Origin of the sequence: Streptomyces sp. NPDC050145 (assembly GCF_044460245.1) — a bacterium.
Lineage (GTDB): Bacteria > Actinomycetota > Actinomycetes > Streptomycetales > Streptomycetaceae > Streptomyces.
Genome location: NZ_JBITJS010000003.1, coordinates 169,917 through 194,720 on the forward strand (window position 1 = coordinate 169,917; position 24,804 = coordinate 194,720).

Annotated in this window: 27 protein-coding genes; 11 read left to right on the forward strand and 16 right to left on the reverse strand. The window is 72.0% G+C overall.

All coding sequences use genetic code 11. The annotated features are described in order from the left end of the window. Positions 1 to 35: 35 nt before the first annotated feature. Entirely contained in the window at positions 36 to 1,574 is a 1,539-nt protein-coding gene (locus tag ACIBTU_RS07475) for an MFS transporter (protein ID WP_399124990.1), read from the forward strand. Between the two features lie 92 nt (positions 1,575 to 1,666). Then, entirely contained in the window at positions 1,667 to 2,206 is a 540-nt protein-coding gene (locus tag ACIBTU_RS07480; RefSeq protein ID WP_399124991.1) for a TetR/AcrR family transcriptional regulator, read from the forward strand. Here ACIBTU_RS07480 and ACIBTU_RS07485 read toward each other — a convergent pair. Together ACIBTU_RS07485 and ACIBTU_RS07490 are read right to left on the reverse strand one after the other, a co-directional pair. After that, entirely contained in the window at positions 2,203 to 2,439 is a 237-nt protein-coding gene (locus ACIBTU_RS07485) for a hypothetical protein (RefSeq protein WP_399124992.1), read from the reverse strand. The two genes, ACIBTU_RS07480 and ACIBTU_RS07485, sit on opposite strands and share 4 nt — an antisense overlap. Continuing rightward, positions 2,436 to 2,948, reverse strand: a complete 513-nt coding sequence (locus ACIBTU_RS07490) for a carboxymuconolactone decarboxylase family protein (protein ID WP_399124993.1) — start codon at positions 2,946 to 2,948, stop codon at positions 2,436 to 2,438. Before ACIBTU_RS07490 ends, ACIBTU_RS07485 begins: the two co-directional genes overlap by 4 nt. 104 nt (positions 2,949 to 3,052) lie before the next feature. Between ACIBTU_RS07490 and ACIBTU_RS07495 the strand changes: the two genes are divergently transcribed. Further along, on the forward strand, positions 3,053 to 3,601 hold the full coding sequence (locus tag ACIBTU_RS07495) for a TetR/AcrR family transcriptional regulator (protein WP_399124994.1): 549 nt from the start codon (positions 3,053 to 3,055) through the stop codon (positions 3,599 to 3,601). A gap of 57 nt (positions 3,602 to 3,658) precedes the next feature. Beyond that, the gene (locus ACIBTU_RS07500) at positions 3,659 to 4,546 is read left to right on the forward strand and encodes an alpha/beta fold hydrolase (RefSeq protein ID WP_399124995.1); all 888 of its coding nucleotides are present in this window, start codon (positions 3,659 to 3,661) and stop codon (positions 4,544 to 4,546) included. Between the two features lie 32 nt (positions 4,547 to 4,578). Here the strand turns inward: ACIBTU_RS07500 and ACIBTU_RS07505 are convergent, their stop codons facing one another. The 4 genes from ACIBTU_RS07505 to ACIBTU_RS07520 all read right to left on the reverse strand — a co-directional run bounded on the left by ACIBTU_RS07505 (position 4,579) and on the right by ACIBTU_RS07520 (position 8,880). Then, complete coding sequence (locus ACIBTU_RS07505; protein WP_399124996.1) at positions 4,579 to 5,607, reverse strand: hydroxyacid dehydrogenase; 1,029 nt, start codon at positions 5,605 to 5,607, stop codon at positions 4,579 to 4,581. A gap of 17 nt (positions 5,608 to 5,624) precedes the next feature. After that, positions 5,625 to 6,563, reverse strand: coding sequence for a carbohydrate ABC transporter permease (locus tag ACIBTU_RS07510; RefSeq protein WP_399124997.1), 939 nt, complete (start codon positions 6,561 to 6,563; stop codon positions 5,625 to 5,627). Next, positions 6,560 to 7,465 carry a carbohydrate ABC transporter permease gene (locus tag ACIBTU_RS07515; protein ID WP_399124999.1) on the reverse strand — a complete coding sequence of 302 codons (906 nt, stop codon included), beginning with the start codon at positions 7,463 to 7,465 and terminating at the stop codon, positions 6,560 to 6,562. Before ACIBTU_RS07515 ends, ACIBTU_RS07510 begins: the two co-directional genes overlap by 4 nt. Positions 7,466 to 7,572: 107 nt before the next feature. Next, positions 7,573 to 8,880: an ABC transporter substrate-binding protein gene (locus tag ACIBTU_RS07520; RefSeq protein WP_399125000.1), complete on the reverse strand. Its 1,308-nt coding sequence runs from the start codon at positions 8,878 to 8,880 to the stop codon at positions 7,573 to 7,575. 241 nt (positions 8,881 to 9,121) lie between these two features. Between ACIBTU_RS07520 and ACIBTU_RS07525 the strand changes: the two genes are divergently transcribed. Continuing rightward, positions 9,122 to 10,201, forward strand: coding sequence for a substrate-binding domain-containing protein (locus tag ACIBTU_RS07525; protein WP_399125001.1), 1,080 nt, complete (start codon positions 9,122 to 9,124; stop codon positions 10,199 to 10,201). Between the two features lie 4 nt (positions 10,202 to 10,205). On the opposite strand, the gene ACIBTU_RS07530 is transcribed toward ACIBTU_RS07525, so the two are convergent. After that, entirely contained in the window at positions 10,206 to 11,093 is an 888-nt protein-coding gene (locus tag ACIBTU_RS07530; RefSeq protein ID WP_399125002.1) for a LysR family transcriptional regulator, read from the reverse strand. Positions 11,094 to 11,243: 150 nt separating this feature from the next. On the opposite strand from ACIBTU_RS07530, the gene ACIBTU_RS07535 reads away from it, so the two are divergent. Next, on the forward strand, positions 11,244 to 11,777 hold the full coding sequence (locus tag ACIBTU_RS07535; RefSeq protein WP_399125004.1) for a hypothetical protein: 534 nt from the start codon (positions 11,244 to 11,246) through the stop codon (positions 11,775 to 11,777). 50 nt (positions 11,778 to 11,827) lie between these two features. Then, positions 11,828 to 12,271 (forward strand): YybH family protein, encoded by a 444-nt coding sequence (locus tag ACIBTU_RS07540; RefSeq protein WP_399125005.1) that lies wholly within the window; start codon positions 11,828 to 11,830, stop codon positions 12,269 to 12,271. Between the two features lie 5 nt (positions 12,272 to 12,276). Here the strand turns inward: ACIBTU_RS07540 and ACIBTU_RS07545 are convergent, their stop codons facing one another. Together ACIBTU_RS07545 and ACIBTU_RS07550 are read right to left on the reverse strand one after the other, a co-directional pair. Next, positions 12,277 to 13,566 (reverse strand): hypothetical protein, encoded by a 1,290-nt coding sequence (locus ACIBTU_RS07545; RefSeq protein ID WP_399125006.1) that lies wholly within the window; start codon positions 13,564 to 13,566, stop codon positions 12,277 to 12,279. Positions 13,567 to 13,624: 58 nt separating this feature from the next. Then, entirely contained in the window at positions 13,625 to 14,080 is a 456-nt protein-coding gene (locus ACIBTU_RS07550) for a GNAT family N-acetyltransferase (protein WP_399125371.1), read from the reverse strand. A 154-nt stretch (positions 14,081 to 14,234) separates the two neighbouring features. Here ACIBTU_RS07550 and ACIBTU_RS07555 point away from each other — a divergent pair, with 154 nt between their 5' ends. Then, complete coding sequence (locus ACIBTU_RS07555; RefSeq protein ID WP_399125008.1) at positions 14,235 to 16,175, forward strand: hypothetical protein; 1,941 nt, start codon at positions 14,235 to 14,237, stop codon at positions 16,173 to 16,175. Positions 16,176 to 16,230: 55 nt separating this feature from the next. On the opposite strand, the gene ACIBTU_RS07560 is transcribed toward ACIBTU_RS07555, so the two are convergent. The 3 genes from ACIBTU_RS07560 to ACIBTU_RS07570 form a co-directional block, all read right to left on the reverse strand. After that, on the reverse strand, positions 16,231 to 17,070 hold the full coding sequence (locus tag ACIBTU_RS07560) for a patatin-like phospholipase family protein (protein WP_399125009.1): 840 nt from the start codon (positions 17,068 to 17,070) through the stop codon (positions 16,231 to 16,233). Positions 17,071 to 17,195: 125 nt separating this feature from the next. Continuing rightward, the gene (locus ACIBTU_RS07565; RefSeq protein ID WP_399125011.1) at positions 17,196 to 17,867 is read right to left on the reverse strand and encodes a response regulator; all 672 of its coding nucleotides are present in this window, start codon (positions 17,865 to 17,867) and stop codon (positions 17,196 to 17,198) included. A 17-nt stretch (positions 17,868 to 17,884) separates the two neighbouring features. Further along, the gene (locus tag ACIBTU_RS07570; RefSeq protein WP_399125012.1) at positions 17,885 to 19,102 is read right to left on the reverse strand and encodes a sensor histidine kinase; all 1,218 of its coding nucleotides are present in this window, start codon (positions 19,100 to 19,102) and stop codon (positions 17,885 to 17,887) included. A gap of 275 nt (positions 19,103 to 19,377) precedes the next feature. Between ACIBTU_RS07570 and ACIBTU_RS07575 the strand changes: the two genes are divergently transcribed. Beyond that, entirely contained in the window at positions 19,378 to 19,941 is a 564-nt protein-coding gene (locus tag ACIBTU_RS07575; protein ID WP_399125013.1) for a peptidoglycan-binding protein, read from the forward strand. A 77-nt stretch (positions 19,942 to 20,018) separates the two neighbouring features. On the opposite strand, the gene ACIBTU_RS07580 is transcribed toward ACIBTU_RS07575, so the two are convergent. Continuing rightward, complete coding sequence (locus tag ACIBTU_RS07580; RefSeq protein ID WP_399125014.1) at positions 20,019 to 20,582, reverse strand: hypothetical protein; 564 nt, start codon at positions 20,580 to 20,582, stop codon at positions 20,019 to 20,021. A 381-nt stretch (positions 20,583 to 20,963) separates the two neighbouring features. Between ACIBTU_RS07580 and ACIBTU_RS07585 the strand changes: the two genes are divergently transcribed. Further along, entirely contained in the window at positions 20,964 to 21,368 is a 405-nt protein-coding gene (locus ACIBTU_RS07585) for a hypothetical protein (RefSeq protein WP_399125015.1), read from the forward strand. Between the two features lie 23 nt (positions 21,369 to 21,391). Here the strand turns inward: ACIBTU_RS07585 and ACIBTU_RS07590 are convergent, their stop codons facing one another. Next, positions 21,392 to 21,946, reverse strand: a complete 555-nt coding sequence (locus ACIBTU_RS07590) for a PadR family transcriptional regulator (protein ID WP_399125016.1) — start codon at positions 21,944 to 21,946, stop codon at positions 21,392 to 21,394. 137 nt (positions 21,947 to 22,083) lie between these two features. Here ACIBTU_RS07590 and ACIBTU_RS07595 point away from each other — a divergent pair, with 137 nt between their 5' ends. Next, the gene (locus ACIBTU_RS07595) at positions 22,084 to 23,676 is read left to right on the forward strand and encodes a carboxylesterase/lipase family protein (RefSeq protein ID WP_399125017.1); all 1,593 of its coding nucleotides are present in this window, start codon (positions 22,084 to 22,086) and stop codon (positions 23,674 to 23,676) included. Positions 23,677 to 23,699: 23 nt separating this feature from the next. Here the strand turns inward: ACIBTU_RS07595 and ACIBTU_RS07600 are convergent, their stop codons facing one another. Both ACIBTU_RS07600 and ACIBTU_RS07605 read right to left on the reverse strand, forming a co-directional pair. Next, the gene (locus ACIBTU_RS07600; RefSeq protein ID WP_399125018.1) at positions 23,700 to 24,290 is read right to left on the reverse strand and encodes an HAAS signaling domain-containing protein; all 591 of its coding nucleotides are present in this window, start codon (positions 24,288 to 24,290) and stop codon (positions 23,700 to 23,702) included. Continuing rightward, positions 24,287 to 24,661, reverse strand: coding sequence for a PadR family transcriptional regulator (locus ACIBTU_RS07605; RefSeq protein ID WP_399125020.1), 375 nt, complete (start codon positions 24,659 to 24,661; stop codon positions 24,287 to 24,289). Before ACIBTU_RS07605 ends, ACIBTU_RS07600 begins: the two co-directional genes overlap by 4 nt. Positions 24,662 to 24,804 lie beyond the last annotated feature (143 nt).

Below are 24,804 nucleotides of genomic sequence, written 5' to 3' on the forward strand. Positions count from 1 at the left end.
TTATCGTCCGACAGGATTCGAGGAGAAGCCGACCCATGAGTGAAGAACACCGCGCCGGCGCCCCGGGCCAGAGCCCGCCCCGCCCCACCGGCAGCAGGACCCGCCACCGCCCCGGCGCGGTGCTCGCGATCGTCCTGACCCTCCAGACGATGCTGATCCTCGACGTGAACGTCGTGAACATCGCCCTGCCCGACCTGAAAGAGGCCCTCGGCTTCACCCCGACCGGCCTGTCCTGGGTCCTGAGCTCCTACCTGCTCGCCTTCGGCGGACTGCTCCTCCTCGGGGGCCGCGCCGGTGACGTCCTCGGCCACCGCCGCGGCATGGTCATCGGCGTCACCGTGTTCACCGCCGCCTCGCTCCTCGGCGGCCTGTCCACCTCGGCCGGCATGCTGCTGGCCGCCCGCGCCCTGCAGGGCGTCGGCGCCGCCTTCGCCGCGCCCACCGTCCTCGCCCTGATCGCCACCCACTTCACCGACCCGGCCGCCCGGGCCCGCGCCCTGGGCCTGTACGCGGCGGTCTCCGGTTCGGGCGCCGCCATCGGGCTCATCGGCGGCGGACTGCTCACCGACTGGCTCTCCTGGCGCTGGGTCCTGTTCATCAACGTTCCGGTCGGCATCGCCCTGTTGGTCGCGGCCCCGCTGTTCATCCGCGAGACCGAACGCACCCCCGCCCGCTTCGACCTCGGTGGCGCCCTCACCTCGACCGTCGGCACCACCGCCCTGGTCCACGGCTTCATCCGCGCCGCCGACAGCGGCTGGACCGACCCGCTGACCCTGCTCTCCTTCACCCTCGCCGTCGTCCTGCTCGCCCTGTTCGTGGTCGTCGAGACGCGCGCCGCGCAGCCGATCACCCCGCTGCGCCTGTTCGCCGACCGCAACCGCGCCACCGGCTACCTCGTGCTGCTGTTCGTGATGGCGGCCGGCAACGCGATGTTCTTCTTTCTGACCCAATTCCTCCAGGAGGTCCGGGACTTCACCCCGATCCAGGCCGGCCTGGCCTTCGTGCCGCTGGCCGCCCTGATCCTCGCCGCCTCGGCCGTCGCCGCGAAGGCCCTGCCCCGGACCGGACCGCGCGTCCTGACCGCCGTCGGCGCCGCCGCCATCAGCGTCGCCCTGATCTGGTTCGCCCGGATCACCCCCGACGCCGACTACGTCTCGGCGCTGCTCGCCCCCATGCTCATCGCCGGACTCGGCATGGGCACCCTCCTGGTCGGCGTCACCACGATCCTGATGTCCGGCCTCGCGCCGCAGGACTCCGGCGCCGCGTCCGGCCTGCTCAACGTGATGCAGCAGATCGGCGGCGCGCTCGGCCTGGCCTTCATGGTCACCGTCTTCGGCGCCGCGAGCCGCAGCGCCCGCAGCGAACTGCCCGCCGCGCTCACGCCCCGTCAGGCGGCCGACCAGGTCCTCACCGAGGGCGTCACCACCGCGTTCACCTGGGGCGCCGGATTCACCGCGCTCACCATCCTGCTCACCCTCGTCATGCGCACCACTTCCGCGGGCGGAACGGAGAACGCGGCGTCGGAGCCGACCCCCGAACCGGCCCCCGAACCCGCCGCGGGGCGACAGGGATAGGATGCGGGGCCACACCCCGCTTCCGGTGCCGCTCCCGTCACCCACAGGAGCGGCACCGCGCCCCGTACGGCCGCCGAGGAGAACACAGTCCGATGCGCGCAGACGCCCGCCGCAACTACGAGCGACTCCTGACCGAGGCCAGAAAGGCCTTCGACGAGCACGGCATCCACACCTCGCTCGACGACATCGCCAAGCAGGCGGGACTCGGCAACGCCACCCTGTACCGCCACTTCCCGACCCGGGAGAGCCTGCTCGAGACGATCCTGCGCGACAGCCTCGCCGAACTCGGCGACACCGCGCAGAACCTGCTCGCCGCGGAGCCGCCCGGAGCGGCCCTGGCCACGTGGGTGAAGGCCGCCGTGGCCCACGCCACCACCTACCGGGGCCTGGTGACGACGCTGATGGACAGCCTCAAGGACGAGACCTCCGACCTGAACAGCGCCTGCACCGCCATGCAGTCCGCGGGCCGCCGGCTCCTGGAGCGGGCTCAGCAGGCCGGAGAGGTGCGAGGCGACATCACGGCCACCGGGCTGTACGCCATGATCGCGGCGGCCGCCTGGACCCGTGAACACGCCCCGCAGGAGACGGACCAGGTCCTGACCGTCCTCATCGACGGCCTCCGGACCCGCTAGGCCTCGACCTCGCCATCGGCCTCTGCCTCTGCCTCTGCCTCGACGGTGATCAGTCGGACGGCCGGCGCCGAGACCACCTGGACGCGCGGAACGCCCGGCACGCGTATGTTGACGAAACCGCCCTCGATGGCGAAGTCGACCCCCGTGGCACGGCTGACCCGCCGCCCGTCCGCGCTGAAGACCGTGTAGGCGGTGTCCAGCTCGATCGTGCCCCTGCGCCACTCGCGGCTCATGCCGACACCTCCGGGAAGTCGAGCTCGGGCCGGGCGAGGTGATTGAAGTGGTTGGACAGGGTGTTGAGCGCGACATGGGCGACGATCTCGCCGAGCTCGGCATCGCTCACCCCGGCCTGCCGGGCCCCGGCCAGCGCCGAGTCCTCGACCCGGCCGCCCGTGCGCACCACCTCACGGGCGATCCGCAGCACGGCATCGGCGTGCGCGTCCCCGTCGTCGGCGCCCTCCCGGGTGCGGAGCAGTTCCTTCTCGCTCAGCCCCAGCTTGCGTCCTCGGAGGGTGTGGGCGCTCACGCAGTACGTGCAGTGATTCTCCTGGGCGACCAGCAGGGCGAGCTGCTCGCGGAGCCGGGCGGACAGTACGCCGCGGCTGAGGTGATCGCGCAGTGCGAGGTAACCGGCAAGCGCGGCAGGAGAGTTGGCGAGCGTCGCGTACAGGTTGGGCACCCGGCCGAGCTGTCGGCGGGTCTGGTCGAGCAGTCCTGACGGGTCGTCGGTGAGCTGTGGCATGCGCGGCATGAATCCTCCAGATGGTACCGATCGGTTCCAACCTCTTGCGCCGAGACGGTACCGATCGGTTCCATCTCCGTCAAGATCCGGCTAACCTGACTCCCATGGCCACCCACGCACGCGAACGCCTCCTCGACACCGCCGAGGAACTCTTCTACGCCGAAGGCATCCGCGCCGTCGGCATCGAACGCATCGTGGCCGAGTCCGGCGTCGGCCGCGCCTCCCTCTACCGCCACTTCACCGGCAAGGACGACCTCGTCGTGGCCGTCCTCCAGCGCCGCGACCAGGCCTGGCGCACGTGGCTGGCCGAACGGGTGGGCGCCCTCGGCGGCCACCCCCTGGACATCTTCGAGGCCCTCACCGAACGCTTCGCCAACCCCGACTTCCGCGGCTGCGCCTTCATCAACACCATGGCGGAGACCGCCGACACCGACAGCGCCGCCTACCGCGCCGCCGCCGCACACAAAGAACGCGTCATCGCCTACGTCGCCGACCTGCTCACCCAGAACGGATGCGCACAGCCCGAGACCCTCGCGCGGCGCTTCGTCCTCCTCATGGACGGCGCGATCGTCACCGCACTCCGCGAACGCACCACGGCCCCCGCGACCGAGGCCCGCGCGGTCGCGGCGGCCATGCTGGCCGCCGCGAGCTGATCCCGTCCCGTCGAGCCCGGGACGTCGGGCGGACACAGAACACCGGTGGAGGACCGCATGATCCCGCCCGAACTGCTCACCCAGCTTCCCGCCCCCCACCCCGACACCGCCGCGCTGCCCCCGTTCGCGCAGCGGGCGGACGGGGTGCGGACGGTTCGCGGCGTCCCCTGCGCGCTCGTGGACGGAGGTCGTCCGCTGGAGCTGGACCTGTGGCTTCCTGCCCCGTCCACGGACCAACAGCCCGCTCCTGTCGTCTTGTTCGTCCACGGCGGTGCCTGGCGGCGCGGGCGACGGGACGACATGGGGCTCCACACCCGATCCTGGGACCCCGGGCCCTTCGAACGCATCGCACGCGCCGGCTTCGCCGTGGCCTGCGCCGACTACCGGCTCAGCGGCGAGGCGACGTTCCCCGCACCCCTGGACGACCTGGGCGCCGCCCTGCGCTGGCTGACCCTGCGCGCCGGGGAACTCGGGATCGATCCCGAACGAACCGTGGTCTGGGGCGAGTCCGCCGGAGGGCACCTCGCGTCCCTGCTCGCGCTCACCCACGACCAGCCGCGTCCGGCCGCCGCCGTCATCTGGTACGGACCGGCCGACCTCAGCACCGCGCGCCCGCCGTTCGAACCTGCGGCGCCCGACACCATGGAGGCCCTGCTCCTCGGCGCCGCTCCCGCACGCGTACCCGACCTCGCGCGGGCGGCGAGCCCCGTGCACCGGGTCCGGGCCGACGCGCCGCCCTTCCTGCTGCTGCACGGGGAGGACGACTCGATGGTGCCCGCCGACCACAGCCGGGAACTGGCCCGCGCGCTGCGGGAGGCCGGCGCACCCGTGGAGCTGCGGGTGGTGCCGCACGCCGACCACGGCTGGTTCGCCCTGGACGGGCGGGCGGTCGAGGACCTCTTCCGCGAGTCCCTCGCCTTCGCCGGCCGGCACACGCGGCCCTGAGCCGCCCGCGCCCCGTCCGCGCGGCAGCGCTGTCAGGCCGAGGTCGCGAGTGCCGTCTGCTGGACGGCGTACGCGAACGGGCGGCCGGAGCAGTAGCGTTCGACCTCGTCGAGGGCGCTGGTGGTGATCCGTCCCAGTTCGCCGCCGAGCGAGCCGGCGATGTGCGGGGTCAGCAGGACGTTCGGCAGGGAGTACAGCGGTGAGGTCGCCGGAAGCACCTCCGGCTCGGTGACATCGATGACCGCGTGGATCCGCCCGGACGCGGCCTCGGCCGTGAGGGCGGCCGTGTCGACGAGCGAGCCTCGGGCCGTGTTCACGAGCGTGGCGCCGTCACGCATCAGACCGAGCCTGCGCGTGTCGAACAGGTGCCTCGTCTCGGGCAGTTCGGGCGCGTGGAGGGACATGACGTGCGAGGCGCTCACCAGCTCGTCCAGGTCGACGAGCCGGGCGCCGAGCGAGGCGGCCCGGGCGGCGTCGACGTGCGGGTCGGCGAGCAGCAGGTCGAAGTCGTACGGGCGCAGCAGCTCGAGCACCTTGCGGCCCACGAGCGAGGCGCCCACCACGCCGACGGTCTTCCCGTGGTTGCCGAATCCGGGGAATCGGCGGGACCAGTCGAGCGGCGCCCGGTGCTCGCGGTAGAGCTCGGCGATGTCCTGGACCCGCTTGTTGGCGAACAGGATCGCCGCGACCGTGTACTCGGCGACCGGTACCGCGTTCGCGGCGGCGGCCGACGACACCACGATGCCCCGGTCCCAGCAGGCCTGCGTCACATGGTGCTTGACGCTGCCCGCGGCGTGCACGATCGCCTTGAGCCGCGGGGCCCGGGCGAGCACGTCCGCGTCCAGGGGCGGGCAGCCCCAGGAGGTGATCAGGAGTTCCACGTCCGCCAGGGCGGGCTCGTCGGCGAGGTCCTCCGCGACGTGGTCGGGATCGATGTCGACGCATTGGGCGAGGCGCTGGATCGCCGACGGCGGGAAGAGCAGTTCGTGGTGGTCCCGCGCCATGGCGAACAGGGCGCGCGGATGCGAGGGCGGAGCGAGAGACACGGATGGATTCCTCATGTCGGGTGCGGGGACGCCTACTTGACGGCGCCGGCGGTCATTCCGGACTTCCAGAACCGCTGCAGCATCAGGAACACGGCGATGAGCGGCGCGACGGAGACCAGCGAGCCGACGACGGCCAGCAGGTAGTCCTCGGGGCGGCCCTGGGACAGCGCGGACGAGTACCACACGTACAGGCCGAGGTTGACGGGATAGAGGTCCTTGTCGGACAGCATCACGAGGGGAAGGAAGAAGCTGTTCCAGATCTGGGTGAACTGGAAGAGGAAGATCGTCACGAATCCGGGCGCGATCATCGGCAGCGCGACCCGGCAGAAGATGCGGAACTCGCCGGCACCGTCCATGCGTGCCGCTTCCAGCACCTCGTCGGGGATGTAGGAGGCGCTGAAGACCCGCGCCAGATACACCCCGAACGGGAAGACGAGGCCGGGCAGGAACACGCCCCAGAAGGTGTTGACGAGCCCGACCTCCGCGGCGAGCAGGTAGAGAGGGATCGCGAGGGCCGTGGCGGGCACCATCACCCCGAGCAGGACGAGGGAGAACAGGCGCTCCTTGCCCGGGAACGCGAGCTTGTCGAAGGCGTAGCCGGCGGCCACGCCGAACACCGCCGCGAGGAGGGCGCCGACGCCGGCGTACAGCACGGTGTTGAGGAGCCAGCGCAGGTACACGCCGTCCCCGGTCGTGAACAGGTGCCGGAGGTTCTGGCCGAGGTGGATGTCGTCGCCGAGCGCGAAGCCGTTCGTGCCGAACAGGTCCGTGCGGCTCTTGGTCGAGGACAGCAGCAGCCAGGTGAGCGGGGCCAGGGTGTAGACGGTCGCGAGAGCCAGGAGTGCGGTGACTCCGGTCCTGGAGAGGAACGCGGACGACCGGCGAGGGGCGCGCCGGCGGTCGCGGGGCGGCCGGACGCGGGCGGGCGTGGGCGTGCGCGGGGTGGCGGGAGGGCGGACGGAGGTGGTCACGGCTTGCTCCCGCGGCGTGAGATACGGGTGACGGCGAAGGACAGGACGGCGGCGAACAGGGCGATGAGCAGCGACGCGGCGGCCGCCAGGCCGAAGTCGTTGTCCTGGAAGGCCGCGGTCTGGACGTACATGTTCGGCGTCCAGCTGCTGCCGATCGCCGTGGAGGCGCTGTAGATGACCCGGGGTTCGGTGAACAGGTGGATGGAGCCGATGACGGTGAACAGCACGGAGAGCGCCACCGCCGGGCGGATCATCGGCACCTTGATGGACCACGCCGTGCGCAGGGCACCCGCCCCGTCGACCCGCGCGGCGTCCAGCGTCTCGCGCGGGACGGCCTGCAGGGCGGCGTAGAAGATGACCATGTTGTAGCCCGTCCACTCCCACACGGCGATGTTGGCGGCGGAGGCGACGGCGGTGTCGGCCGCCAGGAAGTCGACGCCGAAGCCGCCGGACTGCAGCAGTTCGACGACCGGGCTGAGGCCCGGGGTGTAGAGGTAGACCCAGATCAGCGCGGCGATCAGCCCCGGCACGGCGTGCGGCAGGAACAGCGCGAGCTGGAAGAAGGACCGGGCCTTGGCCAGACCGCTGTCGAGCAGCAGGGCGAGGGCCAGCGCTCCGCCGATCATGACGGGGATGTACACCGCGCAGTACAGGGCGATGACGAGGAATCCGTCGCGGAACGCCGGATCGGCCAGCGCGTGCAGGTAGTTGTCCCAGCCGGCGAAGACCTGCTCGGTGCCGCCGAAGCCGAGTCCGGAGGTGCGGGTGGTGAAGAGGCTGAGCCAGGCGGCGTACAGCAGGGGAGCGAGGGTGACGGCGGCGAAGAAGCCGAAGAACGGAGTCAGGAGCAGGGCCGCGGTGCGACGCTGGCTCCGGGCGAGCGTGGTCGAGGAACGTGCCATGACGGCCTTCCGGAGTGGGGCGGGGGGGGGCGGGGGGGGGGGGGGGGGGGGGGGGGGGCCGGGGGGCGGGGGCGCGCGCCCCCCCCCCCCCCCCCCCCCCCGGGCGGTCAGGGGGCGGAGACCTTCATGCCGCGCTGTCGCATCTGCCGGACAGTGACCTGCTCCGCCTGGCCGAGCACGGCCGGCAGGGCGGCCTTGCCCTCGGCGACCTTCGGCAGCTGGTCGGCGAGCGCGGTGTTGGTGGTGCCCATGACGGGGCCCCACGTCCAGCCCTTCCGGATCGCCTCGTAGGAGGCGGCGCCCACGGCGTAGACGTCCTGGCCACCGAAGTAGTCCGTCCCGAACGCCTTCTTCGTGACCGGTACGAGGGTGGGGTCGGCCGGGAACATGCTGCTGGTCCCGGAGGCCACCCACGCCTTCATGCCCTCGGGGTCCGTGGTGATCCACTTGATGAACTCCGCCGCCGCCCCGGTGTGGTGGGCGCCCTTCGGGACCACGAAGGAGGAGCCTCCGAACATGGCCGAGGCGGGCTTGCCGTCCCAGGTGGGCGCGGGCGCCACGGCCCACTTCCCCTTCTGGTCGGGAACGGTGGCCTGCAGCGCGCCCGCGCACCAGCTGGCACAGACGTAGGCGACCGTCCGCCCCTTCTGCACACTGGTCCAGAACGGGTCGGCGTCGCTCAGGGAGCGGACGAGGTCCTCGCGGGCGAGCGAGCCCCAGAAGTCGGCGACCTTCTTCGAAGGCGCGTCGTCGACGGTGACCCGCCACGCGTCCTTGTCGGTGGCGAACCAGCGACCGCCGGCCTGCCAGGCCAGCGCGGCGAGCTGGCCGGGGTTGTTGGTGTAGAGGACTCCGCCGCGGGCGTCCCCGTCGGCCTTCCTCACCTGCTCGGTCATGGTGCGGTAGGCGTCCCAGGTGGCCGGCACGCCGATCTTGTGCCGGGTGAAGAAGTCCTTGCGGTACATCAGGTTCAGGGGCGCCGCGTCCCGCGGGACGCCCCAGGTGTGGCCGCCGAGTTCGACCAGCTGACGGACCGACTGAGGGAACTTGTCCTTCACGGTCGGCCCGAGCGTGTCGCTGAGGTCCTCGACCTTGCCCTGGGCGGCGAACTCCGGCAGGTTCGGGTACTCGACGACGGCCACGTCGGGTGCGGTGCCCGCCTTCACGGCGTTGGTGAGCTTGGAGTAGTACTCCTGGCCCGACGGAACCGATTCGAACTTCACCTTGATGTCCGGGTGGCTCCGGTTGAAGGCCGCGGCCACCTCCTCGGACCCCTTGACGAAGGACCAGAAGGTGACCGTTCCGCTCTTCTTGGCATCGGAAGATGCGTCCTGTCCTCCACCGCCGCATCCAGTGGCGAGCAGAGCGAGCGCCGTGACCGAACCGGCCAGGGCAACCGCGGCTTTGCGAAGCATGAGGTCCGCCGATCGTTCGTTGTGATGTCGAACGAAATCATTCGATAGAGCGAAGGCTTCGTCAATACTTTGTTCTCCACTTGATACCGAAAGCTTGGTGCTATCTTTCCTTGGCGAGAGGTGCCTCTCTGTCCCAAGCTTCCGCCCGCCCTGCCCCGCTATGGGGAAGCCTTGCCTCGGCTGTCGAAAGTGATATCGTTTGGGTCCGGCCGGGCAGGGAGTGAAACAGGGGGAGCACCTGATGCATGCGGAAGACCGGCAGCGGGCGATCGTCGAGACCGTGCGGGAGCGCGGGTCGATCAAGATCGGCGAGCTCGCCGAGATGCTGGACGTCGCCGCCGTCACCGTGCGCGGAGACGTACGCGAACTGGCGCGGCGAGGCACGGTGAACCGGGTGCACGGCGCGGTCGTCTGGCCCGCGGAGCCGGCGGCGGGCGGCATCGCGACGTCGGCACCCGCGGGAGGGCCGGCGCCGGGCGTCCCCGCGGCACCCGCCCGGACGTACAGCCTGGGCATGGTCGTCCCGCACTCCTCGTACTACTACCCGGAGGTCGTCAGCGGCGCGAAGGCGGCCGCCGAAGCCCTCGGGGCGGAGCTGACCGTGGAGGTGTCCCAGAACGCCTTCACCGAGAGGGCCCTCGTGGCCAAGATGCTGCACGCCGGCGTCGACGGGCTCCTGGTGACCACCGCGGAGGACCCCCGCACCTCACCCGGCACCGAGGCCTGGCTGAATGAACTCCCCGTTCCCGTCGTGCTCGCCGAGCGCCGGGTCGGCCTCGACTCGGGCGCGGCCGAACACGTCGCGACCAGCCACGAGTACGGCGCCTACCTGGCCGTGCGCCACCTGGCCGGGTCGGGACGCACCCGCATCGCCCTGCTGCAGTTCGCCACCATGACCTCCCCCATGCTGGAGGTGGGGTTCCAACAGGCCCTGACCGCGCTGAAGTTGAACCCGTGCCCGCCCGAGGTTCCCGGAGTTCTCTCGGAGCACGATCTCGCGGACCTCGACGACAAGTGCGCCCAGCTCGCGGGGTGCGTGCGGGACGGACTGGTGGACGCGATCCTGGTCCACAACGACTCCATCGCCCTGCCCCTGGTCAGCCGCCTGCAGGCCGCCGGGGTCCAGGTGCCCGGCGACCTCGCCGTCGTCACCTACGACGACGAGCTCGCCACCCTCGCCGAGCCTCCGCTCACCGCCGTGGCTCCACCCCGCCGCGCGGTGGGCGCCGAGGCGGTCAAACTGCTCGTGGGGCGACTGGAAGACCCCGGCCGGCCCACCCATCACCTCATGTTGGATCCCGTACTGAACATCCGGGGCTGAGGATTCAGCGCGGCGGGCCCGCGCTCCAGTCCCACTCGCTGATCGTCGTGCGCATCAGGCGGGCGGCGGCGGTCAGCCGGGTGCCGGAGCCCCAGTGGAGGGTGAGTCTGCGGCGGCACTCGGGGCTGTCGACGGTGATCCAGGCGGCGGCGCCGGGCGGGGCGAGGCGCCGAGCGAGGTCGGGTACGAGGCCGACGCCGAGCCCTGCCTGGATGAGTGCCGCGATCGCGCTCAGCTCGTCCCCTTCGCACACGATCCGCGGGGCGAGGTCGTGCGCGGCGAACAGCCGGTCGAGCAGGCGGCGTTGCCAGTGCCCCGGCTGGGCGGCGATGAAGCCCTCGCCGGCGAGCTCCGGGACGGTCACCGAGGAGCGGCCGGCGAGCGGGTGACCGGGTGGGGTGACCAACCACACCGGCTCGTCGAGCAGTTGCACCGATTCCAGGCCGTCGGTGGGGATCGGCTGCGAGGCCGCGCACAGGTCGACCTCCTGGGTCAGCAGTCGGCGGGCCATGTCCGTCGCGGGTGCCTGGTGGAGCTCGACCTCGATGTCCGGGTGGGCCCGCTTGTACGCCGCGAGCGGTCCGGTGAAGGTCAGGAAGGTCTCGGACGCCAGGCGTACGCTGCCGAAGCCTTCGCCGGCGAGTTCGGCGACCGCGCGCCGCCCCGCCTCGAGTTCGCCCAGCGATCGTTCGGCGTAGTCGCGGAAGAGGCGACCGGCATCGTTGAGGCGCAGCCGGCCGGCCCGGTCGAACAGGGGAGTGCCGAGTTCCTTCTCTAGCCGGGCGACGGTGCGGCTCAACGACGGCTGGGCGACGCGCAGTTCCTCTGCCGCACGGCTGAGGTGCTCCAGTCGTGCGACCGCCAGGAACTGCCGCAGCGAGTTGAGGTCCATCCGTCACCCTCTCCTCGTACCCGGGCATGCCTCCCAGGGCATCACTCCATAGCAATACAGATCTTAGACGTGATAGCTCCACGGGCATACCGTCGTGGTGTCAGCCGCTGTCGCACCACATCGCGGCACATCGCAGCGAAGGAGCCCGTCATGTTCAGGAACGCGCGGAGATCGCCCGAGGCCGAGGCCGAGGCCAAGGCCTGCGGCGCGCAAGCGAGGCGCAGGAGGATCGCGGCCGCCGTCGTCGCCGCGGTCGTGATCGGCGCCGGCACCGCCGCCGGCGCCGGGGCGGACACCCCGCACGACGGGCAACCCGAAGTGCTCGAACTCAAGGTCCGCAACGACCAGTACGCCGCCGACGACAAGGCACCCGAAGGGCCGAGTCTGGGCGACACCTACGTCTACTCCGGCGCGGCGCTGGAGGACGGCCGTACCGTCGGGCACGGCGGCGGCACCTGCGAGGTCGTCCAGGTGGAGGGCGATACCCCCACCACACAGTGCCTGATCACGATGGAGCTGGACCGCGGTTCGCTGACCATGCAGTCGCTGTGGACGAGCGGACCGAGTGCCCTCGACATGGCCGTCACCGGCGGCACCGGAGATTTCAGCACCGCACGGGGAACCGCTCGCTTCTGGGACATCGGGACGGCCGACGAACGCGTGCGCGTCGAGATCCTGCACTGACAGCGCAGCGCACGCGCCAACTGACGTCAGGAGAAGGGAAGATGGACCCCATGGCCACACAACAGCAGGCGACGGACGAAGCCGAGATCCGTCGGCACATCGACAAGCTCGTCGAAGGACTCGAGAAGAAGGACCTCGAAGCCCTGAGGCGGCTCTACGCACCGGACATCGTGTCCTTCGACGTCCAGCCGCCCCTGCAGCACGTGGGTGTCGACGCCAAACTCGCCAACTGGACCCCCGTCTTCACCGCCTTCGAGACCGTCACCTACGAGGTGCGCGACCTGACGGTGACCGTGGGCGGCGACGTCGCCTTCGCCCACGGCTTCGGCTGCCTCGGCGGCACGCTCAAGGACGGGACGGCGATCGGCGGCATGTGGGTCAGGGCCACCCACTGCCTGCGCAAGATCGGCGGGACGTGGCTGATCGCGCACGACCAGGTCTCGGTGCCGCTCGACGTCACCACCGGCGCAGGAGTGACCGACCTCCAGCCGTGACCGGGTCAGACGGGCAGCAGTCCCGGGAACGGCCCGTGCCCCACGTCCGGCGCCGTGACCGCCAGCCAGCCATGACCGCGCACGACCGTTCCCGCGCCCACCAGGTCCGGATCGACCGACAGGTACTCACAGGCGATGCGGGCGCCCGCCGTGCCGGCCTCGGGATCCGCTTCGTCGGACTCGGGGTCGAAGCCGGGCTCGTTCATGGCGAGGTCCTCCCACGGCAGCGGGTCACCCTCCCACTCCGGGTCGCTGTGGGCCGCGTAGCGCCGGATCACCAGGCCGTCCTCCGCCACGAACCAGAGGTCCGAGCCCTCGGCCCCGTCGACGTAGAAGAGCTGGGCGTGTCCGCACGCGTCGCTGACGCGCTCCACGGTCTCGATCATGTCGTTCCAGTGGTCGTCGCCGACGAGCAGCTCGAACTGGCCGAACACCAGCCGCCAGCCGTCCAGTTCGGGTGTCACGAAGGCCCGGCCGACGCCACGCTCCGGATCGTCCGGGGCGGGGATCCGGATCTCCTCGCCGTACGCGGCCGCCACGCCCGCCGCGACCGTCACCGGACGGCGGTCGTGCAGACCCAGCGCGTCGAAGACACCCTCGTACGTCGCCCCCGGCACGGCCAGCCACCAGCCGCTGAGCTGCGGCGACGGCAGCCCGCCGACCTCGCCCGGAATCTTCACCCGCACCAGCCGCTCCACCAGCGTGCGGTCGCGCTCGTCGAGCGCGTCGAGACCTCCGCCCTCGAGCAGCACGCCGAGCGCACCCCGCCGCGCCGTCCGGGAAGCAGCGGGATCCCGGCGCAGGGATCGCAGCCGCGGCGCTCGGGCTTCGTATAGGGCGCGCGCGTACGCGGAGACGTTGCCCGCGGAGTCACCGCCCCGGGCGACGACCTCCAGCAGGGCGCGCAGCCCGGCCTCGGAGTCCACCTTCAGCCTGATCAGCCCCTGGAAGCCGTAGTACGCGAGATCACGGTCTGGGTCGACCGCCAGCGCCGCGTACCGCTCGGCGCAGCGCTCGTCGAAGCAGCTGAGCAGCCGGCTGACCACGAAACCGTGCAACTCCCCGCGGCGCGTGGCAGCGAGGACCTCGTCGAAGGCCGGCGGCCCGATGAGTCCCAGCACCTTCTTGTACGCATCGATGTGGCGTATCGCCGCCTGGCCGGTCGCACCGCGCAGCAACTCCGGCAGCGCAGGTTCGCCAAGCGCCGCCAACTGCTCGACCGCCACGGCGACTTGAGCAGAGTCCCCGCTCTCCAGATCCTCGACGAGCTTCGCGATCACGGATTCGATCTTCATAGGAAGATCCTAGGGGCGGGCGTTCGGAGCGCGGGGCGCGGCAAGCAGGCCCGGATCGTCAGAGAGACCTCGTCATGAACACACTGCTGGGGTCCGGCCGGTAGTCGGCGAAGGGCGCGCAGTAGTCGAACCCGAACTTCTCGTAGAGCCTTCTGGCGGGGAGGAAGAAGTCGGCCGCGCCGGTCTCCAGGCTCAGCCGGGTGAAGCCGAGCGTCTCGGCCTCGGTGAGGATGTGCTCCAGCAGTCGGGAGGCGATCCCGCCGCGGGTGCGCGTCGGCGCGGTCCGCATCGACTTCAGTTCGGCGTGAGAAGCGTCCAGCCTGGTGATCGCCCCGCACCCCACGACGGCGTCGCCCTCGTGCGCCGACCAGAAGGTGACCTCGGGGCGGCGCAGCCCGTCGAGGTCGAGTGCGTGCTTGCTCTCCGGGGCGGTGAGGGACCGCATCTGCTCGACGTGCTCGGCGAGGAACTGGGCGATCCGGGGTCCGGACAGGTCGTCCACGACGATCCTCACCTTGCTCACTGATCCCTCCGGTGCGGCGACTGCGCGTACGGCGCCACTCTAGGACGTCGGTGCCGCGCGAGCGGCTCCGGCCAGGGTGTCAGAGCAGGTCACCTGATCCGGAACCGCCTTGTCCCGCAGTGAGCCCGCGGGGGATCATCACCGCGTGCCACGCCAGGAGAAGCTCCACGAACTGCTCGCCCACGTCGGACTGACGGTCGTCGGGGAGGAGCGTCCCGGCGGCTTGTTCCCGCCCGAGGCGGCATGGCGGGTCGCGCGGGGGATCGCGGCGCCCGACGGCGCGGAGCGGGGCACGATCGACGAAGCCTGGTGGCGCCGACTCGCGGGCGCCGACGGCGAGTTCCTGGTCGCCGTCCTCGGACACCGGATCGGCGGCAACGACGCCTGGTGGACCCGGGTCCGCTCCATTGGCTCCACCGACGGCACCGCCGTGCCGCAGCTCACCGGCGATCCCGGATTCGTGGCCCTCTCCCTCGACGGGCAGGTGCTGCTCGCACGGGTGCCCGGCGCGGACGGGCCCCGGGCGACGGCCGTAGACCGGTTGCCGGCGCGACTGGAGGAGGCCGCCGTGGCCGCCGGGCGCGAGACGGAGACCCAGCGCGCCGAGGTGTGGGAGGCCGTGCCCGGTCGGCAGGCCTTGCCCCTCCACTGGGCGGACTGGATCGGGTCCAATCCCTCCGCGCCGGACGCACTCCTGATCCGGCTGCTGGACGTGGAGACGGGCTTCCTGCACGGCTGCGACCGGCCCGCCGTCCTCGACGCCGCCCTGGCCCACCCCGATCCGGCCGTGCGGGCGCGCCCCGCGGACACCTTCCGGCCCAAGCTCACCCCCGACCAGTGGCTGCGCCTGATCCGCGCCGAACCATCGCCGAGCCGGCAGGTGCTGTGGGCCCAGCAGGCCGGTGCCCGCGGCATCCAGATCCCCGAGGACCTGTACGACGACCTCCTCGCCGGCCCGTCCCGCGCACAAGCCGCCGCACTGCCCGGGCTGCCCGCCCACCACCTCCCGGACCTCGCGACCGACGCCGACCCCCGCGTACGGGCCGCTGCCTGCGCCCGGTGGAACGACCTCGCCGCGACGCAGCAGAGGCGGCTACTGGCCGACGTCGATGGCGCAGTACGTACAGCGGCACTGCTCGCCCACCACACCCACGGCGACGTACCCATGCCCCGCGAGGTCTTCGCCGCGCACCCCGAGATCCATGGTCGGGCGCTCGAACAGTGCTGTCTCTCAGCAGAGTTGGAAGCGGACCTGGTCCGGGACGCGGACCCGGCGGTGCGCCGTGTGCTGGCCGCCAACCCGAGGCTGGGCGCGGACGGCGTCGCCGTCCTGGCGCAGGATCCGGACGACGGCGTCCGCGCCGCCGTGGCCGTGCGTGCCGACCTCGACGAGGAACAACGCGCCGCCGTGCGCCACGACTTCGACCCGGCATCGATGTCGTACACCCTGTCCTGGATCGAGGAGCTGCACGGTGACGCCGACGCGATGCGGCGCCTCGCCGCGTCGTCCCATCCGCTCGTCCGCCGGAGCGTGGCCCGCGCACGGCACCTTCCCCCGGATGTCGTGGAGCGTCTGGCGCGGGACGAGGACCGCACGGTCCGCCTGTTCCTCGCCGAATCGTGCGACGACGCGCCGGGGGACATGCTCCTCGAGGTCTGGCGCTGGTGGGACGGCAGCTTCAGTCACCCCGACCGCCCGCGCAGCCACCCCAACTTCCCGCGCACGGACCTGCTGCGCCACGCGAACGATCCCGAGGGACGCATGCGCCGCCTGGCCCTGGACGACCCCGAGTCCACGCCCGGCGACGTGGCGCGCCTCGCCCGCGACCCCGAGACCGAGGTGCGCCGGCGCGCCGCCGAGGACCCCCGTCTCTCACCGGCCGACGCGGTACGGCTCCTGAACGACCCGGCGGCCCACGTCCGCGCGACCGCGATGCGCAACCCGCGGCTGCCGGCCTGTGTCCTCGCCGGGCTGCTGCAGGACCGCGACACGGCAGGCACGGCGGTCACCAACCCGGCGATCCCGGTCCCCGTGCTGTACCGCATCCTGGCCGCGGCCGAGGAGGCCGTGGCGGCCCTCCGCTGAACCGCGTACCTCGCCACGGGCCGGCGGCTGGTCAGGGTCGGGGCTGGACTGAACGTCATCCCCGCCAGGCGTCGGCCACGGAAGAGGCCATGGCGCGGGCCTGCGCGTGACCGGCCCGGGCGGCGGCCGGCCTCCGGGTGTCGTCCGTCATGTTGCGGCCCATGACGCGGCGCGCGGCGCGGTCCGGGGCGAGCAGGGTGACGCGTGCCCCGTCCTGGGACAGTTCCGCGGCCTGCTCCGAGGCGCTCGGATGCGGTCCGACCGCCTGGGGGATCGGGACGACCGCCAGTACGTGGCGGTATCCGCGGGCGAGCTGGAGGTTGGCGGTCGACCGGCTGCCGCCGTCCATCCAGCGCCGGCCTGCCACGGTGACCGGCGGCCAGACGACAGGTACGGCGCAGCTCGCCGCGACCGCTTTGCGGAGGGGCACTCCCGAGCGCGCGTCGAACACCTCGACCTGCCCGGTCCGCGCGTCGACCGCGGTGACCTTGAGCTCCTGCTCGGGCCAGGCGTGGACGTCGCCCAGAAGCGTGCCGACCGTGTCGAAGACCTCCGACTCGGGGCCGGTCGGGGCGCGGAGCGCGGCCCGGGCCAGGCGTTCGACGGACCGCTGCGGATCGCGCGAGCCGAGCGCCGCCCACAGGAAACGTGCCGTCTGGCGCACCGTCACCGGCAGACGGACCGCGTCGGCTCCGGAGAGCTGGCGCTCGTAGAGCTCAGCGGCCGGGACGCCGGCCAGGAGCCGGGATCCGAACACGGCGCCGGCGGAAGTGCCGATGACGACATCGGCGCCGCGGAGATCGATCCCGGCCTCGGTGAGCCCGGCGAGCACCCCCGCCAGCCAGGCCCCACCCACCGGCCCGCCACCTCCGAGCACGAGTGCGGTGTCGGACACGCTGCCCCTCCTCCTCGCGAACGACCGGCGGGCGCCCTGCCCGCAGGATGAAGTGGGGAGTGATCCCCGGTTCCGTGTCCGACGATAGCATCCGTAGCGGGGAGCGCTCCCCGCTACGGGTGTGGTCACTGGCCCCCTGGCGCCACCAGCCCCGCCTCGTACGCCAGGACCACCGCCTGGGCCCGGCTGGTGAGGCCCAGTTTGGTCATCGCGCGGTTCAGGTGCGTCTTGACCGTGGCCTCGGAGATGAACAGCCGTTCCGAGATCTCCGTGTTGGACATGCCGCGGCCCGTCAGCCGCAGCACCTCCGTCTCCCGCGCCGTCAACTGAGCCAGCGCGGGCGGGGCGGGCAGAGGAGGCACCGATGCCGAGGGCGCGGTGAACGTCTCGACCAGGCGGCGGGTGACGCTCGGCGCGAAGAGGGTGTCGCCGCCGGCCACCGCGGCCACCGCCGTCAACAGCCGCTCCGGCCCGGTGTCCTTCAGCAGGAAGCCGGACGCGCCGGCGCGCAACGCGTGGAACACGTACTCGTCGAGGTCGAACGTCGTGAGGATCAGCACCCGGGGCAGCGGCTCGCAGTCGGCGGCCAGGATCCGCTCCATGGCGTCGATGCCGTTCATCCCCGGCATCCTGATGTCCATCAGGATCACCTCGGGCCGGCAGCGCAGCGCCTCCGACACCGCCTGCGCACCGTCCGCCGCCTCGCCGACCACCTCGAACCCGTCGGCCGCCTCCAGCAGTCCCACGATCCCCGCACGCACCAGGAACTGGTCGTCCACCACGAGCACCCGCGTCATCGACCGCCGACATCCCCTCAGCCGCCGGCGCCCTCCCGACCCGACGGAGCGGACGTCGGCAAGGTGAGCCGGACCTGGAAGCCCCCCTCTGGGCGCGGGCCGATCTCCACGCTACCGCCGTAGAGCCGCACGCGTTCCCGTATGCCGATCAGTCCGTGGCCCGTTCCTGATTCCGGTGCCACGTCGGTCCGCTCCGACGCCTTCGCCCTCATGGAGGCCGCGCCGTCGTCGGTGACGCTCACCCGCAGCGCGTGCGTCCCGTACGACACCCGCACCACGGCGCTCGCCGGCCGCGCGTGCTTCAGCACGTTGGTGAGCGCCTCCTGCACCACCCGGTACGCGCACAGTCCCACGCCCGGAGGCAGCGCCCGCTCCGGACCCTCGACGATCAGGTCCACCGGCACCCCACCCGTGCGCACCCGCTCCACCAGTTCGCCCAGTTCGTCCAGGCCGGGCACGGGCTCGTACGACTCGGGGCCGCCGTTCGCCCGGCCGCGCAGCAGCGTCAGCATGCGGCGCATCTCCATGAGCGCCTCGCTGGAGGTGCTCTCGATGGTCGCGAGCGCGGTCCGCGCGGTGTCGGGGGCGGTGGTGAAGACGTAGCGCGCCAGGCCCGACTGCACGGATATCACCGACATGTGATGCGCGATCACGTCATGCAGCTCGCGCGCGATGCGCGCCTGCTCCTCGGCCACGGCCCGCCGCGCGTTCTCGTCGCGCTCCGCGCGCAACTGCCGTGTCAGCTCGGCGAGTCGCTCCCCGCGCCGCTCCGACTGCCGCGCGGACTGCCCGAACCGGACCAGGATCGCCGGGAAGACGACCGCCATCGCGGCGGCGGCCGTCACGGAGCCGTCCGGCGCCGCGTACCCCGCGTACACCCAGACCGCGCCGAGGGCGACGGCCGCCGCGACCGCGGTGCGCAGCGGGCGGGTGGCGGCGACGGTGTAGAGGGCCAGCAGCGAGGCGAGGCTGTTGACCGCCGGCCAGTAGCCGAGGGCCACGTACAGCGCCCAGACGCCGTAGACGACGGCGGCGACGGTGACCGGGGTGCGCCGGCGGGCGACGAGGGCGAGGTTGATCACGCAGGTGAGCGTGAGGCCGAGGGCGTCGAGGCTCGGGTAGCCCTCGCGGCTGTCCTGTCGGCCCAGCAGCAGGGCGCATGCCAGATAGGCGAGCGCGATGCCGGTGTCCACCACCAGGGGGCGCCGGGGTCCGTTGATCCGCGGGTGCCACACCGTCGCAGCGTAGCCGGGCGGCCGGAGGTGCGGCGTCAACCTTCCGCTGTACTACGGAAGTTGCAGGAACCGCGGGCGTACCGCGGCTCTCACGGCCGATCTCCAACCGCCAGGGGACGTGTCGGTGCCGGGCGGTCCGTAGCTTCTTCACCACGACGAGGGCGGCCCGGGCGAAACAGCCGGGGGACGGTGGGCCGCCCTCGTCGTGGTCGCGGGACTTACGGGGGTCCCGACGGGGGACACAGGCCCGCGGCCATGACCGAGGGGAAACGAACATGTCTGTACGTACGAAGGCTGCCGCGGCCGCAGCGGTCCTGGTACTGGCCGGCGGCGCCGCGCTCACCACGACACCGGCGTCGGCCAACGCCTCGGCGGGAGCGGTGACCGGCGGCGGCGGGTGGGGCGACGACTGGTACGACGAGGGCACGGTCTCGGCGTCGGCCTACAGCCACAGCAACCTGGCGGCCATGTGGCAGGGCATCCTGTGGGCGGACAGCGTCTACGAGCAGAACGGCACGCCCACCGACCTGTCGGACATCGACTGCCGGTTCGGCGCCAACACCACGTACTCGACCAAGCGCTGGCAGAGCCGCTACGGACTGACCGCGGACGGCAAGGTCGGCCCGAACACCTTCAAGAAGGCCGCGTCCCGCGTCTTCGTGAGCAGCTGGAACGGCTCCACCGGCACCTTCTGGTACGAGGGCCGGACCGCGTCGGGCGCGAGGACGGGCAAGAACGTCGGCTTCCGCCGGGTCACCGGCGGCTACTGGCAGATGTACAACCAGGGTGAGTGGAAGACGGTCTACTACCGCACCGCCAACTTCAACCACTGCAGCTGACGTTCGCCGCTCCGTCGCGGCCGGCCCCCTCCCCACAAGGGCGGGGGCCGGCTGCGTCGGTGTCCCGACCGGCCCGCTCACGGCTTCTCAGGGACGCCCTTCACGGCTGCTTCGGCGATCTTGACCGCCTCCTGTTCGCAGGTGCTCGCAGGGTGGCGCTCACCGGTGAGCACGACGTCCACGACGAGGTTCGCCGAGCGGACCGACAGGGCGCAGGTACTCGAGCCGAGTGCGGACGCAGGTGCCCAGAACGCTTCGTCGGCGAAGGCGAGGCCGGTCGCGGGGCGCCCGTCGTGCGCGCTGTCGGCGAAGTCCGCCCGCTGGACCTCCGTGCTGTTCTCGGAGGAGCCCACGGTGCGGCGCAGATGCCAGCTGACATCGGCCTGAGAGGTGGGCTCCCAGCCGCCCGCCAAGAGCTCGTTGTGCTCGTACCAGTAGCAGCGGGTCTCGGCGGACGTGGAGCTGTCACTGGTGTTGTCCATGTCCTTGCGTCGCTCCGGCAGGGGCAGCTCCGCGGTCGCCTCGGCGCAGTCGGGGGGCGAGCCCGGCGGCGATGCGGTGCACCGTCTCCTCCGGCAGGGGCCCGGCAGGAACAGTGAGGCCAGCCACGGCGCGGGTGCGTCCGGGTCGGCGTCGATCACCGGCGCCGTGTAGGCCCCCCTGACCGAGTACGGCAATCACCCTAAACAGCCCGAGATGTGACGGCTCGTCGGGTCCCATCGGCTGCATTCTGCTGTCTCCCCCCGAGCAGCTCGCCTGAACTGGAACGCGATCTTAGTGCCATGTCCGGATGGGGAAACCGCGCCCCTGGAACGGGCGTCCATGGGGTGGGGGTGGTGTCCATGCCGGGAGTGGATCCAGTGGGAGAGGCCGGGGGCGAGGCTGCGTCGCCGGCGAAGCGGATGGCCGCGTTGGCCGTGCGCCGTCGCGGCCGCGGTGCTGTACGGCTGGGCGGCCTGGTCGTTCGGGAGCCTGTCGGCACCACCCGGTGCGGTCGCGGTGACCGGCGGGGCGGTGCTCTGGTGGTCTACCTCCGTCTCGTGGGCGGCGCCACGGGGTGTTTCGGGGCGCTCGCGCTGGCCGCCGCGCTACTGCTGTGCGTGGCCGCCGCGGATCGATCGGCCTCCCGGGACGAGGCCGTCACCTGCGTCATCGGCAAGGTCACCGAAGAGCAGCAGAAGGGATTCGGCGACGGTGACGTGGAGATCACCGTCTACCATCACGCGCTGCGCTGCCCGGGCGGCTACCCGGACGCGCTGACGAAGCGTGAGCGGCTCGGCGCCAAGGGCGGGAAGATCCGCGTGACCTTCGATTCCGCGCGGCGCGTGGCCCCGGAGGTGAACGGCGATTCCTCCCCGTGGCCGTTCGCCCTGCTCGCCGTTCTCTTCCTGGCCGCCGCGACGGCAGGCGCTCGCCGGGCCGCGTGAGGGGCCCACCGGGCGGGGTGAGGTCAGGACGAGGTCAGCTCGGCGAGCATTCGCTCCAGCCACTCCACGTGCGCGCGGAGCGTGTGTTCCTTGTAGTCGTGGACGTGGTCGAGGATGCGCGTCATGCGCCGCCGGTCCACGTCGGGCACCCAGGGCTCGTCGCGGATCTCGCGGCTGCGGAAGCGCTCCATCTGGGCCGTGCGGGCGGAGAGTTCGGTGCGGATGAGGTCGATGTGCTGCGCGCGGTCGAGGAAGATCGCGAACAGGTAGCGCATCAGGAACTCGGGGTCGCCGAAGTCGGCCGCGGGTGAGTAGGGCTCGGCGAGGCGGTCCTGAAGGACCTTCCGGCCTTCGGGCGTGACGGTGTAGATCTTCGCGTCGGGGCGGCCCTCGTTGCGTTCCACGGTGTAGGTGACCCAGCCGTCGGCGGCCATCCGGGCCAGCGTCCGGTAGATCTGGCTCTGCTGGCGCGGCAGCCGGGTCATCCGGCCCATCTCGCTGTCCAGCCACCGCTTCAGGTCGTAGCCCGTGCACGGTCGCATCGCCACGAAACCCAGCAGCACGTGCTCGAACTTCATTGCTGTCCCACCTCTACTCGATCCGCCTGCCCGCTTCCCGGCCGCCCAGGGCATGCCACTAGTCACCTATGGCACTAGTCACCTATGCTCGCCTCGCGCGGTTCCCTTCCGGCTCTTCCTGTCACCAGGAGTCCCTCATGATTGTCCCCGCAAGACTGGTGCGTCCTGTGCGGCGCGTCCTGGCACCGCTCGCCGTCGCCGCCGTGGTGCTCTCGCCGCTCCCGGCAACGGCAACGTCCGGGGTCGGCGCCCCGCTCGTCCGTACGGCCGACGGCTGGGTCCGTGGCGAGCGGACCGCCGAGGGGCGGCAGTTCCTCGGCATCCCCTATGCCCAGGCCCCGAGCGGCGACCTGCGGTGGCGCGCACCACGGCCCTCGGCGCGGTGGCACGGGGTGAAGGACGCCACCTCGTACGGGAACGACTGCGCCCAGAACACCTACTGGGCGCCCGGCCACGAGAAGCAGCAGACCGCCGAGGACTGTCTCGACGTCAACGTCTACACCCCGCCCGCCGCATCCCGGCGGGGCAAGCTGCCGGTCATGGTGTGGATCCACGGCGGCGCGAACATCGGCGGTGCCGCACGGGACATCGTGCCCGACACGTTCGCGCGGGCCACGAACACCGTCGTGGTCTCGCTCAACTACCGCCTGGGCGCGGCCGGTTTCCTCACCTTGCCGGGCACCACGGGCAACTTCGCCCTCCTGGACCAGCAGCAGGCGCTGCGCTGGGTGCAGACCAACATCGGCCGCTTCGGCGGCGACCGGCACCGGGTGACGCTGGCCGGCGAGTCGGCCGGCGGCGGCGCCGTGTGCGCTCAGCTCGCCTCGCCCGGTAGCCGGGGCATGTACCGGGCGGCCGTCATCCAGAGCGGGACGTACGGCGACTGCGCGGGCCGCAACCGCGAGGAGGCCGAGAAGTCGGGGCTCGCGTTCGCGGCGAAGCTCGGGTGCGCACAGCCCGCCTCGGCCGCCGCGTGTCTGCGCGGCAAATCCACCAAGGAGATCCTCGACGCCCAGAAAGGCACCGGCGCCGCCGACTGGACGTACACCGTCGGCGGAGCATCGCTGCCACAGCAGCCCACCGAGGCGTTCGCTTCGGGGGAGGCGGCCCGGGTGCCGGTCATGAACGGGGCCAACAGCAACGAGGGCCTCGTCTTCGCCTACGACTCCTTCGACCGGTGGGGCACCCCCCTGACCGCGGACGGCTATGCGAAGGCGCTCACCTCGGCGTTCGGAGCCAAGACCGGGGCTGAGGCGCTGGCGACCTACCCGCTGTCGTCGTACGAGCGACCCGGATACGCCTACGGCGCCGCCTTCGGGGACCGGCTCTTCGCCTGCCCGGCGCTGCGCGTGGACCAGAGCCTCGCCGCTCGGGGTCCCGTGTACACGTACGAGTTCGCCGATCGCACCTCGCCGCTGTTCGCCTCGCTCCCTCAGAACGCCGACTTCGACTTCGGCGCCACGCACGCCGCCGAGCTGAACTACCTCTTCAAGCCGTACGGCATCGCACCGCGCCTCACTGCCGAACAGCGGGCGCTGGTCGATCAGATGGCGCAGTACTGGGGATCGTTCGTGCACGGCTCGGCGCCGCGCTCGGCCGGTCAGCCCGCGATGCCACGCCAGGAGAGCGGGGCCGTGCTGCGGTTGCGGACCACGGCGGCGGGCGGCAACGCCGTCACATCAGGGCTGCACGCGGCCCACCACTGCGGCCTGTGGGACTCCGCCGTCTAGAGCGGCCCCTGCCGCCCGAGGCATCAAGGGCGACGCGTGCGCCAGAGCCAGGTCGCCGTGCCGGCCAGGACGGCCAGCGTGATGAGGTTGGCCACGAGGGCGGGGAGGTCACCGGCCGGGGCGACGGTGGTCTCTTCCCAGATGATGACGGCGGTGGTCGGCAGGACGAAGGTGAGGACGACGCCGATCGCCTTCTTGAGCGGGGTCCAGTGGGCAGAGGTGCAGAGCAGGATCGCGCCGACGATGCGGAACACGCCGCTGAGGAACTGCAGGGCGGTGCTGTCGGGGAAGGGGACCGCGGCGAGGAAGGGGAGCGTGAGCATGAGGAGCGGGACCAGGGGCCGCACCTTGCCGCGCCGGTCGGCGGCGGGGCCCGGCGCCGAGGAGGCGAAGCCCTGACCGCCTGCCTCGGCCAGTGCGGTCGCGGCGATGGTGCGGGGGTCGCCGAGGTCCCGGAGGATGTCGCCGAGCGCGGTGTCGGGGCGTTCGGCGCGGGTCACCTCGATGTGTTCGGCGAGGTCGGCGAGGAGTTCCTGGCGGCGGTCGGCCGGCAGTGCGGAGGCCTCGCGCTCGACGGCGGCGAGGTAGTCGCGTACGGGGTCGGTGGTCTTCATACGAGGTCTCCGGTGGCGGGGTGGGGGGTGGTCAAGAAGGTGTCGACGGCATCACGGAAGCCGGGCCAGACGTGAGTGAACTCGTCGAGCGCCGCCCGGCCGCTGTCGGTGAGGGCGTAGTACCGGCGGGGTGGGCCGGAGGCGGACTCCTGCCAGGTGGTGGTGACCAGGTCGTCGCGGCGGAGCCGGGAGAGCAGCGGGTAGACGGTGCCCTGACTGGTGGCCAGCGCCCCGGAGCCCTCCAGGGCATGGAGCAGCTCCACGCCGTAACGCGGCTGGTCCCGCATCAGGGCGAGGACGCAGTACTCCAGCACGCCCTTGCGCAGCTGGGCGGCTGCCCGGGCCTGCTTCATCGACTGACCAGGTTCCATGCAAAGCAAGATACCAGGTGACGCATAAGGCGGGAACCGGGTGCCGGAGGGGCATGTACGTGCGGCAGCCGTCGGCCGCACCGAGCTCCGCGCCGGACCTCACTGACACGTTCGGGCGGCTACCGCGACGCGGCTGGTGTCGC